This is a genomic window from Streptomyces sp. NPDC093085 (genome assembly GCF_040683935.1).
GTDB lineage: Bacteria > Actinomycetota > Actinomycetes > Streptomycetales > Streptomycetaceae > Streptomyces.
Genome location: NZ_JBFBFB010000001.1, coordinates 1,145,885 through 1,159,400, shown reverse-complemented (window position 1 = coordinate 1,159,400; position 13,516 = coordinate 1,145,885). Strand labels below are relative to the sequence as shown.

The following is a 13,516-nucleotide window of genomic DNA, read 5'->3' as shown; positions in this document are numbered from 1 at the left end:
GAAGATGGACCGGACAGAGTGACCGACCGATCTGGAGGAGTGGGCAGATGCCGCACGAGCGAGCGGGACAGCCGGCCCTGGCCGAGGACCTCGTGGACGTGGCCAGGCTGGTGACCGCGTACTACACGCTGCACCCGGACCCCCAGGAGCCGGGCCAGCGGGTGGCGTTCGGGACCTCGGGGCACCGCGGGTCCGCCCTGGCCACGGCGTTCAACGAGGACCACATCGCGGCGACGAGCCAGGCGATCTGCGAGTACCGGAGCCTGCGGGGCATCGACGGGCCGCTCTTCCTCGGCGCCGACACGCACGCGCTCTCCGAGCCCGCCCGGGTGACCGCCGTCGAGGTGTTCGCGGCCAACTCCGTGACCGTGCTGACCGACAGCGCCGACGGCTACACGCCCACCCCGGCCGTCTCGCACGCGATCCTGACGTACAACCGGGGCCGGAGCACGGGGCTCGCGGACGGTGTGGTGGTCACCCCGTCCCACAACCCGCCCGCCGACGGCGGCTTCAAGTACAACCCGCCGAGCGGCGGCCCGGCCGGCTCCGACGCGACCAACTGGATCCAGGACCGTGCCAACGACCTGATCGCGGGCGGCCTCAAGGACGTCCGCAGGATCCCGTACCGGCGCGCGCTGGCCGCCCCCACCACCGGGCGGTACGACTTCCTCGGGACGTACGTGGCCGATCTGCCGGCCGTGCTCGACCTGGACGCGGTGCGCGCGGCGGGGGTACGGATCGGGGCGGACCCGCTGGGCGGCGCTTCGGTCGCGTACTGGGGCCGGATCGCCGAGGAGCACCGGCTCGACCTGACCGTGGTCAACCCGCTCACCGATCCGACCTGGCGGTTCATGACGCTGGACTGGGACGGGAAGATCCGGATGGACTGCTCGTCGCCGTACGCGATGGCCTCGCTGATCGAGCGGCGCGACCGGTACCAGATCGCCACGGGCAATGACGCCGACGCGGACCGGCACGGCATCGTCACCCCGGACGGCGGGCTGATGAACCCCAACCACTATCTCGCGACGGCGATCTCCTACCTGTACACGCACCGCGACGGCTGGCCGGAGTCGGCCGGGATCGGCAAGACGCTGGTCTCCTCGGCGCTGATCGACCGGGTGGCGGCGGATCTGGGCCGGCCGCTGGTGGAGGTGCCGGTCGGCTTCAAGTGGTTCGTGGACGGGCTGGCGGACGGGTCGCTCGGCTTCGGCGGGGAGGAGTCGGCCGGGGCGTCGTTCCTGCGCCGGGACGGCTCGGTGTGGACCACCGACAAGGACGGCATCCTGCTGGCGCTGCTCGCCGCCGAGATCCTGGCGGTGACCGGCGACTCCCCGTCCCAGCGGTACGCGGCGCTCGCCGGGCGGTTCGGGGAGTCGGCGTACGCGCGGATCGACGCGCCGGCGACGCCGGAGCAGAAGGCGGTGCTCGCCCGGCTCTCGCCGGAGCAGGTCGGCGCGGAGACGCTCGCCGGGGAGCCGGTGACGGAGGTGCTGACCGAGGCGCCGGGGAACGGCGCGCCGATCGGCGGGATCAAGGTGGCGACGCGGAACGCCTGGTTCGCGGCCCGTCCCTCCGGCACCGAGGACGTCTACAAGATCTACGCGGAGTCCTTCCACGGCGCGGACCATCTCGGCCGGGTCCAGGAGGAGGCGAAGGCGGTGGTCTCGGCGGCCCTCGGGGACGTCTGAGCCGTCGCGCGCGAACGGCCCGGCACCCGCCGCCGGGTCGTTCGCCTGGAGCAGCCCGGGTTGTTGGCCGGGCCCGGGTGCACCAGGCTGGGGAACGGTTCCGTACGGCGTGGCGCCGAGCCGCGCGCGGGGGCAGTGCGGCGGACGTGGGACGGTCGACGATGACGCGCGAAGGCACCTCCCCTCCCGGTCCCGGTGACCGGCCGGGCCCCCCGCCGACCAGCACAGCCGCCACCGCCCGGGTCACCACGGACCTGCACGGCGTGGTGACCTCGTGGAACGAGGGGGCTCAGGAGCTGCTGGGGTACGCGCCGGCGGAGACGGTGGGGCGCCCGGCGGCGCTGCTGCTGGCGGACGGGGTGCCGGCCGGCGGGGTGCCCGAGGGGGTACGGCCCGACGGTGGGCAGGTGCGGTGGAACGGGCCGCTCCGGCTGCGTCACCGGGACGGCCGGGTGGTGGAGGTGCCGGTGCTGGCCCACCGGCAGGAGGGGCCGGGCGGTCCGGAGGGGCCGAGTGGCCCGGAGGAATCCGGTGGTCCGGAGGGCTCGGGGGGCTCGCGCGCCCGGTGGCTGCTGGTCACGGCGGTGCGCGGGACGGAGGCGGTGCCCGAGGACATCGAGCTGGCCCGTTACGCGTTCGACCAGTCCCCGACCGCCATCGCCGTCTACGACCTGACGTTCCGGCTGCGCCGGATCAACACGGCGATGCGCGGCGTCATCGGTCTGACGGAGGACGAGGTACGGGGGCTGCGGCTGCCCGAGATCGGCGGCAAGCCGCAGAGCCAGGAGCTGGAGGACCGGATGCGCGAGGCGGTCGCCACCGGCGCCGAGGTCGACGCCCGTACCGTGATGCGGACCGGGGGCGAGGCCGAGGAGCACGCCTGGTCGGCGAAGATGGCGCCGCTGCGGGACGCCGAGGGGCGGCTGCGCGGGGTCTGTCTGACCGCGAACGACGTCACCGAGGAGTCGCTGGCCCGGCAGCGGCTGCTGCTGCTCAACAACGCGAGCCTGCGGATCGGCACCACCCTGGATGTGCGCAGGACGGCCCGGGAGCTGACCGAGGTGTGTGTGCCGCACCTCGCCGACCTGGCCGTCGTCGATCTGCTGGAGCATCTGGACACCAACTCGGAGCCGCCGCCGGGCCCGGTCACCGGGCCCGTGCCGCTGCGCCGGGCGGCGCACCACTCACGGGCCGGGAAGGCGCCGCCGCAGCCCGGGGTGCCGGTGGGCGCCGTACGGATCTACCCGGACTACAGCCCCATGGCGGAGTCGCTCGCCACGGGGCGGTCGGTGGTGGTCGCGACGGACGACCCGGTCATGCTCCGCTGGGCCGTGGAGGACCCCCGGCGGACGGAGTTCATCGAACGTCAGGGGCTGCGCTGGATGATGGCGGTACCGGTGCTGGCGCGCGGGACGACGCTGGGGGCCGCGGTGCTCTGGCGGACCGCGCGGCTGGGGCCCTTCGTCCCTGACGACGTGCTGCTCGCCGAGGAGATCACCGCGCGGGCGGCGGTGTGCATCGACAACGCGCGGCGCTTCACCCGGGAGCAGAGCACGTCGCTGGCGCTCCAGCAGAGCCTGCTGCCGCACCATCTCCCCCGGGCGAACGCGGTGGAGATCGCCTCCCGCTATCTGCCGGCCTCGCCGCATCCGGGGGTGGGCGGCGACTGGTTCGACGTGATCCCGCTCTCCGGGGCGCGGGTGGCGCTGGTGGTGGGCGATGTGGTGGGGCACGGCATCCAGGCGTCGGCGACGATGGGGCGGCTCCGTACGGCGGTGCGCACGCTCGCCGATGTGGACCTGCCGCCGGACGAACTCCTCACCCACCTCGACGACCTGGTGATCCGGCTGTCGGCGGAGGCGGGCGCCGAGCACACCTCGGGCGAGGTGGGCGCCACCTGTCTGTACGCGGTGTACGACCCGATCTCGCGGCGCTGCACCCTGGCGGCGGCCGGCCATCCGGCGCCGGTGGTGGTCACCCCGGACGGCCGGACCTTCCCGGTGGAGCTGCCGGTGGGGCCGCCGCTGGGGGTGGGCGGGCTGCCCTTCGAGTCGGTCGAGTTCGAGCTGCCGGAGGGCACGGTGATCGCGCTCTACACCGATGGGCTGCTCGACGGCTGGGAGCGCGATCCGGACGAGGGGCGGCGGGTGCTCGGCGAGGTGCTGGCGCGCCCCGCCGCCTCGCTGGACGCGACGTGCGGGGCGGTGCTGAGCGCGCTGCCGCCGGGGCGGGGCGTGCCGGACGATGTGGCGCTGCTGCTGGCCCGTACGAAGGTGCTGGACACGGCGCGGGTGGCGACCTGGGATGTGCCCGCCGACCCGGCCGAGGTGGCCACGACCCGGGGATATGTCACGGCCCAGCTACGGGACTGGCGGCTGGAGGACGCGATCTTCGCCACCGAGCTGGTCACCAGCGAGCTGGTGACCAACGCGATCCGGCACGCCACGCCGCCGATCCAACTGCGGCTGATCCACGACATGTCGCTGATCTGCGAGGTCTCCGACTCCAGTACGACCGTGCCGCATCTGCGCCGGGCGCGCGCCTTCGACGAGGGCGGGCGGGGGCTGCTGCTGGTCGCGCAGCTCACGCAGCGGTGGGGCAGCCGGCACAACCCGACGGGGAAGACGATCTGGGCGGAGCAGATCCTCCAGGGGGAGGGTGACGGGGACGGGGCCGAGGGCGGGGCCGGGAACGGTGCCGAGGGCGGCGGCGTACGGCCGGTACCGCCGAGTGGTTCCTGAGTGCCCCGACGGTCCGCGACGGGCTCACTGAAAGGCCCCGACGGTCCGCCTGATGGACCGGCGGGCGCCCCACTCCCGGCCTCCGCCACTCCCACCGCCCCGCCCCGGCTCCGCTCAGTGGTCGGCGGCGCGCTGGGCGGCGAGCCGGATGGGGGCGTTGAGGGCGCCGTACCCCTGGTAGCCGCCGGTGCGCTGGACCACCTCGAAGAAGATCCGGCCGATGGACGCGGTGTAGAAGTGCCGGAACTCGCCGCCCTGTTCGTCCCGGTCGTAGAGGATGCCCAGTTCGCGGTAGGCCGCCAGTTCGGCGGGGGCGAGGCCGAAGCGGGCGTCGAGGTCGTCGTAGTAGTTGGCCGGGATCTCCAGCAGGGCCGCGCCCCGCCCCCGTACCAGCCGGGCGGTGGCCGTGATGTCGTCGGTGGCGAAGGCGAGGTGCTGGGCGCGGCCGGTGTCGCCGGTGGGTACGGGGGCGAGGTTGAGGACGAGGCGGGGCTCGCCGCCGGCGCCGGTGAGGGCGCGGCTGCGGAAGAGGCCGTACGGGTCGGCGATGTCGACGGTGTCGTGCGGGCTGAGTCCGAGCACGGTGCGGTGGAAGAGGACGGCCTCGTCGTACTGGTGCCAGGGCTGGGTGAGCGCCAGGTGGTCGACGCGGCCGATGCCGGTGCCCTGCTCCGCGCCCCGGGCGGGGACGGGCGGGAAGTCGGCGGTCCAGTCGGGGAGTCCGGGGCGGCCGGTGGCGCAGAAGAAGAGTTCGGTGGCGTCGGGCGCGGCGACGGCGTCCAGCGGTACGTCGCCGGTGGCCCTGCGGCGGGGCAGGACGGGGGCGAGGAGCCGTTCGGCGCGGCGGGCGGCGCCGGGCAGGTCGGGGGTCTCCAGGCCGATCGCGGCGAGCGCGGTGGCGGAACGCCGGCCGGTGGCGGCGGTGTTGAGCAGGACGCGCGCCTCGCCCTGGGCCCAGAGCTCCACGGGTTTGGTGGCGTGTCTGCCGGTACGGGTGAAGCCGAGGGCGCCCAGCATCCCGGCGACGGGGCCGGGGTCGGGGGTGGCGAGTTCGGCGAAGGCGAAGCCGGAGGGGACGACGGGTCCGGGGAGTCCGGCGATCCCGGCGGCGTCCTCCAGGGCGATCAGCGAGCGCAGGGCGTCCACGGCGGTCGGTCCCGCCTCGGCCTGCCGGAAGACGTCGTTGAAGACCTCCAGGGAGAGCGGCCCGTCGTACCCCGCCAGGACCGCCTGGCGGACCACTCCGGCGACGTCGAAGCCGCCCTGGCCGGGGAAGCAGCGGTAGTGGCGGCTCCACTGGAGGACGTCCATGGCCATCAGGGGGGCGTCGGCGAGCTGGAGGAAGAAGATCTTCTCGCCGGGGATGGCGGCGATGCCCCGGGGGTCGGAGCCCCGGGAGAGGATGTGGAAGCTGTCGAGGCAGACACCGAGCGCCGGGTGGTCCGCCGCCTCGACGACGCGCCAGGCGTGGTCGTACGTGGAGACATGGCGCCCCCAGGCCAGCGCCTCGTAGGCGATCCTGACCCCGGCGTCCCCGGCGCGCTCGGCGAGGGCGTGGAGCTGGGCGGCGGCGAGGGCGTCGTCGTCCACGGCGTGCGGCGAGACGCTGGAACAGACCAGCAGGGTGTCGGTGCCGAGCCGGCGCATGACGTCGAACTTCCGCTCGGCGCGGCGCAGGTTGCGGGCGAACAGGCCGTCGGGGACGGCCTCGATGTCGCGCATCGGCTGGTACAGGTCGATCGTCAGCCCGAGGTCCGCCGCACGGTCCCGTACCTCCTCCGGGGCGAGCGGGCAGGCGAGGAGGTCGTTCTCGAAGATCTCGACCCCGTCGAACCCGGCCCGCGCGGCGGCGGCGAGCTTCTCGCCGAGCGAGCCGCTCAGCGAGACGGTGGCGATGGACTTGCGCACAGCATCCTCCTGGTCCGCTCTGCGGACCACCAGGTCCGCCGTGCGGAGAGACTACGGCGCGGGCCCCGCCCCGGCAAGGGCCGCCGCCCGGTACGTCCGGGCCGGGATCACGCCCGGGATAGGGTGCGTGGGCGGGGCGAGAGAGCGGAGGCGACGGCGGGTGGACGAGGCGAGCGCGCGGCCCGGGGGCGCCGGAGGCGTGGTGGACGCGGCAGGCTCAGCGGGCACCGCAGGCCCGGCAGGCCCGGCAGGACCGGCAGGACCGGCAGGCGAACGGGACGCGGGGGTACGGAGCGTCCGGCGGGCCCTGGACATCCTCACCCTGCTCACCGAGGACCGGCCGGTCGTCTCGCTGCGGGAGATCACCGAGGCCACCGGGCTGCCGAAGACCACGGTGCTGCGCCTGGTCCACACACTGGAACAGAGCGGGTTGCTCTGGTCCGCGCCGGGCGGCTACACGGCGGGCCCCGGGCTCTGGCGGTGGGCGCATCTGGCCCGCAGCCGGTGGGAGGTCACCCGCGAGACCCGGGCGGTGATGCGCGAACTCGCCGACCGCACCCGGGAGACGGTCAATGTCTTCGTCGCGCACGACCTGCACCGGGTCTGTGTCGCCCATGAGGAGAGCCCGCACCCGCTGCGCCATGTGATCGACGTGGGCGACGAACAGCCGCTCTGGGCGGGTGCCTCCTCCAAGATCCTCCTGGCCGACGCCTCCGACGCCCTGCTCCGCCGGATCGCCCTCGCCTCACCCGACGGCGAACCCGCGATGGCCGCCCTCCGCACGGCGGCCCAGGAGGCGCGGCGCCGAGGGTACGCGGTCTCCACCGGCGAGTGGGACGACGGGCTGACCGCCGTGGCCGTTCCGCTCACCGGCAGATCGGGCGCGGTGATCGCCTCCCTCTCGCTGAGCGGCCCGAGCCACCGCTTCCCGTACGAGACCGTCGAGCACTTCGCCACCGCCCTGACGGAGGCCGCCGCACGCATCTCCGACGAGGGCTTCAGCCACCCGCTCAGCACCCCGGGCAGGACCTAGTACCTCTTCGGGCAAGCTGTGCCCCGTACGGAAATAACCCCGTCCCGTTCGCGGTTGCGCAGGGTCAAGGTCGGCTCCCGGCAGGTCTTCTGACGGTCAGTCAGTGAACTCCGGCCGTGCCGACGTCCGATGACCGAGACGAGGAGTCTTCATGTCCGTCGCCTACTGGACGCTCGCCGCTCTGCTCGCCCTGATCTATCTCTTCTCCGGGGCAAGCAAGTTGACGCGGAGCAAGGAGCAACTGCGGCCCATGATGGGGTGGGTGGACACCACCCCGATGCCGGCGGTCAGAGCCCTCGGCGCGGTGGAGGTGCTGGGCGCGATCGGGCTCGTACTGCCGCCGCTGGCCGGGGTGGCGGAGGTGCTGGCCGTCGCCGCCGCGGTCGGGCTGGCCGTGGTGCAGGCCGGGGCGCTGGTACTCCATGTGTCCCGGCGGGAGTTGTCGGTGATCTGGCTGAACGTCGTGCTGCTCGTGGCCGCCGTGGCGGCTGCCTGGCTGGGGGCCGGGACGCTGCTCTGACGCGTTCCGGCCCGCCCTCCGGCAGGGTGCGCGGAGGACGGGACGGGACGAGACGGAGTCGTACGGACCGGATACGTCGGGCCCGGCTGGGTCAGGCCCGGGACAGGGCCGTCAGGATGGTGGCGGCCAGGGCGGCGCGCTGGGTGAGGCCGGAGACCGTGGTGTGTTCGGAGCGGGCGTGGGCGCCCGCCCCGACCGCGCCGATGCCGTCCAGGACCGGGGTGCCGTCGGCGACGACGAAGTTGCCGTCGCTGGCGCCGCCCACCGAGGTCTCGTGCAGTTCGTGGCCGAGGAGCGCGGCGCATTCCCGGGCCAGGGCGGCCAACGCGGCGACCTCAGGGGTGCGTTCGAAGACCGGGCGGTTCCAGTCGCCGGTGACCTCGACCGTGGTCCGGGGGTCGACGGGGTGGAGTGCGGCGAGCGCGTCCCCGATGCGGCGCTGTTCGGCGGCGGAGGCGACCCGGACATCGATCCGGGCGACGGCGCGCCCGGCGGTGACATTGGCGCGGGTGCCGCCCTCGACCACGCCGACGTTGAGCGAGGTGCCGGCCTCCGGGTCGCGGAGGGCGGCCAACCGGAGGATCTGGTGGGCGAGTTCGTCCACGGCGCTGGCCCCGGCGGTGGGGTCGAGGCCCGCGTGGGCCTCGGTGCCGGTGACCGTGACGGTGAAGAGGCCGACGCCCTTGCGGGCGGTCTTGATCGCACCGTCGGCGGCGGCCTCGAAGACCAGCGCGAGCCGGCTCTCCCTGGACTCCGCCACGATCGCCTCCGAGGAGACCAGACTGCCCGTCTCCTCGTCCCCGTTGAGCATCAGCGTGCAGGCGGGGTACGGAAGCCGGAGAGCGTCGAGCGCACGCAGCGCCCAGACCGCCTGGACCAGGCCCGCCTTCATGTCGAAGACGCCGGGCCCGGTGATGCGGTCACCGTCGCGCCGGAAGGGCCAGGTGTCGAGGGTGCCGGTGGGCCAGACGGTGTCGTAGTGGGCGAGGAGCAGGACCGGGCGGGCGTCCGGCGCCTGGGCGTCCCGGCCGGGGTGGCGCCGTACGAGGATGTCCCCGCCCTCCGCCCGCTCCAGGATCTCCTCGGCCTCCGGCGCGGGGAGCCGCCGGCCGAGCCAGCCGCGCAGCCAGCCGAGGCAGGCGTCGAGGGCCTTCCGGTCGTCGCTGGCGCTGCCCTGGGCGGTGTACTCGGCGAGGTCGGCGACCATGTCCTCACGGTGGGCGTCGAGCCACTCCCGTACCGCCTCGGCCTGCGCGGCGTCGGGGAGTCCGGCCGGGCCGCCGTCCGCCAGGCGGTCCAGGGCGTCGAGGCGGGTCTCCGACATCCCCTCGGGGGCGCCTTCGAGGGCGCGGAGCCCGTCGACCACGGTACGGAGCAGGGGGGTGGGCAGGCCCGCGCGGGCGGCGTGGCCGAAGACGTCGGTGTAGTGGGCGGTGACCTCGACGGGGCGGTGGCGTACGGCGAGGTCGCGCCAGATGCCGCTGCGGTCCTTGGTCTGGGTGCGCAGCCAGGCGGTGAGCCGGTCGAAGGCGGCGGCCCGGTCCGCCGGGTCCGCTCCCCCGCGGAAGGCGTCGGCCTCGTAGGCGTCGAAGGGCTCCAGGGTGATGCCGAGATGGTCGGCGACGTCGTAGATCTCCCGGGCCACGGCGGCCATCGCGGGCCTGTGCCGGTCGATCAGGTCGGCCATGGGCGCGTCGGCGAGGGCGGTGGCTGCGAGCATGGCGCCGAACCCGGCCTTGGCCCAGAGGTATCCCTCGACATTGTCGCTGGCCACGGCGGGGCCCCAGCTCGCCAGGTCGGCGACGAGGGCGCGGACCCGCGGGGTGATGGCGCCGCCGCCGGGCTCGCCGATGACGAGTGCTCCGGCGCCGCCGTCCCGGACGACGCCCGGCTCGACGACATCGGCGAAGATGTTGACGAAGGCGGCGACGGTACGGGCGGTCCCGACGCGTTCGGCTATCAGCTCCTCGTTGAAGCCGTTCTGGAGCGAGACGACATAGCCGTCGGCCGCGAGGCGGGGCGCGATCCACTCCAGGGCGGCCCCGGTGGCCTGGGCCTTGACGGCGAGCAGCACCCGGCCGATGGGCCCCTCGTGGTCGTCCGGGGTGACGGCGGTGACCTGGGCGCTCTCCCGGACCCCGGCGCGGTCCACGACGAGGCCGTGGGCGCGGACGGCGGCCACATGGGCGCAGTCGGTGTCGACGACGGTGACGGGGTGGCCGGCCCGGGCGAGGGCGAAGGCGAGCGTACCGCCGATGGCGCCCGCGCCGACGACGGTGTAGGCGGCGGGTCCTGGCCGGTCCTGGGGTGCGTGGTCGCGCGGGGAGCGGTCCTGGGGAGCGGCGCTCATCGGGTCTGTCCTTCCGTGGCGGCGGGGGCCGCCGGGGTAGGGGCCGGCGGGGCGGTTCCGGCCGGGGCGGGGGCCGCCGGGGTGGTCCCCGCCGAGGCCGGACGGGGGCGGTCCTGGGGCCAGATGCGGGGCAGATGGAGGGCGCCGGTGCTGGATCCGCCGTCCACCCGCAGGATTTCGCCGGTGACCCAGGAGGCGTCGGGTCCGGCGATCCAGCGGACGGCGCGGGCGATGTCCCGGGGGGTGCCGGGGCGGCCCAGCGGGTTGGCGCCGATGGCCGCCGCGTACTCCGCCGAGACCGGGTTGCAGTCGCTGGCGACCGGTACGAAGCCGGGGCTGACGGCGTTGACCCGGATGCCGTGGGCGCCGAGTTCCAGGGCGGCGGCGCGGGTGGCCATCTCCAGAGCGGCCTTGGAGGCGGCGTACGGGCCGCCGCCGGGGCGGGCCCGGAGCGCGGAGCCGGAGGAGATGTTGACGACGGCGCCGCCCCGCCCGGCGCCGGTGGCGAGCCGGGCGAAGGCCGCGGTGGCGAGGACGGGCGCCCGCAGGTTGACGGCGAAGAGCCGGTCCCAGGAGGCGGCGTCCACGTCGGCCATGTCGAGCGAGGGGTAGACGCCCGCCGCGTTGACCAGGATGTCGACCGGGCCGTGCGCCGCCCAGGCCGCCTCGACCAGCGCGCCGGGGGCGTCCGGGCCGGTGAGGTCGGCGGCGCGGGTGGCGGCGCGGGTGTCCAGCCGGGCGGCCGTACGTTCCAGCGCCTCGGGGTCCCGGTCGGCGAGGGTGAGGAAGGCGCCCTGGGCGGCGAACTCCTCGGCGATGGCGCCGCCGATGCCGCCCGCCGCGCCGGTGAGCAGGACGTGCTGCGGCATCAGTGGGACTCCTCAGGTGTCAGGGGAGACTCCTCACGCGTCGAGGGGGACTCCTCGCGCATCAGTGGAACTCCTTGTTCTTCGTCTCCGGCATCGTCAGATAGACGGCGAGGGAGAGCAATGAGGCGGCCGAGACATAGATCCAGAGCAGACCGCTGTGGCCGTTCTCGTGCAGCCAGGTCGTCAGATACGGGGCGGTGCCGCCGAAGAGGGCGACGGCGAGCGCGTACGGAAGGGCGATACCGGTGGCGCGGACCTCCGCCGGGAACTGCTCGGCCATGATGACGGCGCAGTTGGCGGAGTAGCCGAGGAGCAGCACCATCCCGGCGAGCTGGACCAGGAACACGCTGAGGAAGCTGTCGCCGAGCAGGTGCAGCAGGGGCCAGGAGAGGAGCGCGAAGCCGCCCGCGAACCCGGCCATGGTGGGCTTGCGGCCGATCCGGTCGGAGAGCAGCCCGGCGAAGGGGAGGGCGACGACGAAGACGATCAGACAGAGCGTCTGGGAGAGCAGCGCGGTCCTCAGCGGGATGCCGGTGGTCAGATTGGCGTATGTGGGAAGGTAGTTGACCCAGATGTAGTAGGTCAGGGTCCCCGCCACCGTGATGCCGACGACCCGCAGGGTGGCGGCGGGGTGCTCGACGAACATGGCCTTGATGGGGTTGGTACGGGTCCGGCCGGTGTCCTGGGCCTGGGTGAAGGAGTGGGTGTCCTCGACGGAGACCCGCAGCCAGAGCCCGACCAGGCCGAGCAGCCCGCCGAAGAGGAACGCGGCCCGCCACCCCCAGGAGTGCAGGGCGTCGTCGCTGAGCACGGAGGTGGTGAGGGTGCCCAGGACGGAGGCGATGAGCACCCCGCCGGCGACCGACACCTGCTGCCAGGAGCCGGCGAAGGCACGCCGGCCGCGCGCCGCCGACTCGACGAGGAAGGCGGAGGAGGAGCCGAACTCGCCGCCCGCCGAGAAGCCCTGGACCAGCCGGGCGAGGAGCAGCAGCAGCGGCGAGAGGACGCCGATCGTGGCGTACGAGGGGGTGATGGCGATGGCGAACCCGGCGCCCGCCATGAGGGCGACGGTGAGCGTCATGCCCTTCTTGCGGCCGTGCCGGTCGGCGTAGGCGCCGAGGACGGCGGCGCCGACCGGGCGCATCACGAAGCCGACGGCGAAGACGGCGAGCGTGGAGAGCAGGGCGACCGCGCCGTTGCCGGACGGGAAGAACTCGTCCGCGATGATTTTGGCGAAGATCGAGTAGAGGGCCCAGTCGACCCACTCGACGGTGTTGCCGATGGTGCCGGCGACGATGGCCTTGCGCTGGCTCCGGCTCAGCCGGTGCGATCCGGCGGCGGTGCCGTCCGTACCGTCTCTGAGCCGGGACTCTGCTGGGGTGGCGGATCCGGTTCCGGTGTTCATGGTGTGGGCTCCGTGGTGTCGGCGGGCGTGGTGAGCACGGCGCGGGCGGCGTCGGCGAGCTGGGCGTGGGTGGCGTACCAGACGCCCGGGTGGGCGGCGATGTGGTCGAGGAGTTCGCGGAGCGCCACCAGCCGGGAGCGGTGGCCGATGACATGGGGGTGCAGGGTGAGCTGGAAGACCCCGCCGTCCCGGTGGGCGGCGTCGAACTCGTCGGCCCAGATCTCCCGTACGTCGCGGGGCCGGCTGTGCGGCCGTACGGCGCCGTAGCGGTCCATCGTGAAGTAGGGGGCGTCGTCCCTGATCCAGTCGACGGGGATCTCGACCAGACCGGTGGGCCGGCCGTCGGCGACGATCTCGTAGGGCTCGTCGTCGGCCATGAGGGAGGAGTCGTAGGCGAAGCCGAGTTCGAGCATGATGGCGAGCGTCGAGTCGGAGAAGTCCCAGGACGGGGTGCGGATGCCGACCGGGCGGTGGCCGGTGACGGTGGTGAGGGTGTCGAGGGCGCGGGCGGTGAGCTCCCGCTCGTCGGCGTGGCCGAGCAGCATGTTCCGCTCGTGGATCCAGCCGTGGACGGCGAGTTCATGGCCGTCACGGGTGTAGGCGCGGGCCTCCTCCGGGTGGAGCAGGGCGGAGACGGCCGGCATGAAGAAGGTCGCGGGGACGCCGTACCGGGCGAGCAGTTCCAGGACGCGCGGGGCGGCCGTACGGGAGCCGTACTCGCCCTGCGCGAGCCGTCCCGGGCTGGTCTCGCCGTCGCGGAGCGGGATCGTCTCGTGGTCGGAGTCGAAGGAGAGGGCCACCGCGACCCGGGCGCCGCCGGGCCAGCGCTCGGGGACCAGCCGCCGTCCGGCGCGTACGGCGTCGACATGGCCGCGCCAGGTGGATTCGGGCCAGCGCCAGCTCTCGGCGGAGCGGCCGGTGTCGTCGGTGGGCATGGGGCCTCCTCAGGGGGTCGGGGGGGCGGGGGTCGGGGAAGGTGCGAGCGGCGGGAGAGGGTAC

General features: G+C 74.4%; 9 protein-coding genes. 4 read left to right on the top strand and 5 right to left on the bottom strand.

Going from position 1 to position 13,516, the window contains the following annotated elements:
• Positions 1-47 precede the first annotated feature (47 nt).
• Positions 48-1,691, top strand: a complete 1,644-nt coding sequence (gene pgm / locus AB0O07_RS04750; protein ID WP_365626773.1) for a phosphoglucomutase (alpha-D-glucose-1,6-bisphosphate-dependent) — start codon at positions 48-50, stop codon at positions 1,689-1,691.
• Between the two features lie 161 nt (positions 1,692-1,852).
• Positions 1,853-4,432 carry a SpoIIE family protein phosphatase gene (locus tag AB0O07_RS04745; RefSeq protein ID WP_365626769.1) on the top strand — a complete coding sequence of 860 codons (2,580 nt, stop codon included), beginning with the start codon at positions 1,853-1,855 and terminating at the stop codon, positions 4,430-4,432.
• A gap of 114 nt (positions 4,433-4,546) precedes the next feature.
• Here AB0O07_RS04745 and AB0O07_RS04740 read toward each other — a convergent pair whose 3' ends face one another.
• A complete protein-coding gene (locus tag AB0O07_RS04740; protein WP_365626766.1) occupies positions 4,547-6,340 on the bottom strand; it encodes a TIM barrel protein in 1,794 nt (597 codons plus the stop codon).
• A 160-nt stretch (positions 6,341-6,500) separates the two neighbouring features.
• Here AB0O07_RS04740 and AB0O07_RS04735 point away from each other — a divergent pair, with 160 nt between their 5' ends.
• Positions 6,501-7,373, top strand: coding sequence for an IclR family transcriptional regulator (locus AB0O07_RS04735; RefSeq protein ID WP_365626763.1), 873 nt, complete (start codon positions 6,501-6,503; stop codon positions 7,371-7,373).
• Positions 7,374-7,524: 151 nt separating this feature from the next.
• Entirely contained in the window at positions 7,525-7,893 is a 369-nt protein-coding gene (locus tag AB0O07_RS04730; RefSeq protein WP_365626760.1) for a DoxX family protein, read from the top strand.
• 91 nt (positions 7,894-7,984) lie between these two features.
• On the opposite strand, the gene AB0O07_RS04725 is transcribed toward AB0O07_RS04730, so the two are convergent.
• The 4 genes from AB0O07_RS04725 to AB0O07_RS04710 form a co-directional block, all read right to left on the bottom strand.
• Positions 7,985-10,243 (bottom strand): 2-dehydropantoate 2-reductase, encoded by a 2,259-nt coding sequence (locus AB0O07_RS04725; protein WP_365626757.1) that lies wholly within the window; start codon positions 10,241-10,243, stop codon positions 7,985-7,987.
• Complete coding sequence (locus AB0O07_RS04720; protein WP_365626754.1) at positions 10,240-11,112, bottom strand: SDR family oxidoreductase; 873 nt, start codon at positions 11,110-11,112, stop codon at positions 10,240-10,242. Before AB0O07_RS04720 ends, AB0O07_RS04725 begins: the two co-directional genes overlap by 4 nt.
• Before the next feature lie 61 nt (positions 11,113-11,173).
• Positions 11,174-12,517: an MFS transporter gene (locus tag AB0O07_RS04715; RefSeq protein WP_365626752.1), complete on the bottom strand. Its 1,344-nt coding sequence runs from the start codon at positions 12,515-12,517 to the stop codon at positions 11,174-11,176.
• Positions 12,514-13,452: a polysaccharide deacetylase gene (locus tag AB0O07_RS04710; protein ID WP_365626749.1), complete on the bottom strand. Its 939-nt coding sequence runs from the start codon at positions 13,450-13,452 to the stop codon at positions 12,514-12,516. The genes AB0O07_RS04715 and AB0O07_RS04710 overlap by 4 nt, the downstream gene beginning before the upstream one ends.
• Positions 13,453-13,516 lie beyond the last annotated feature (64 nt).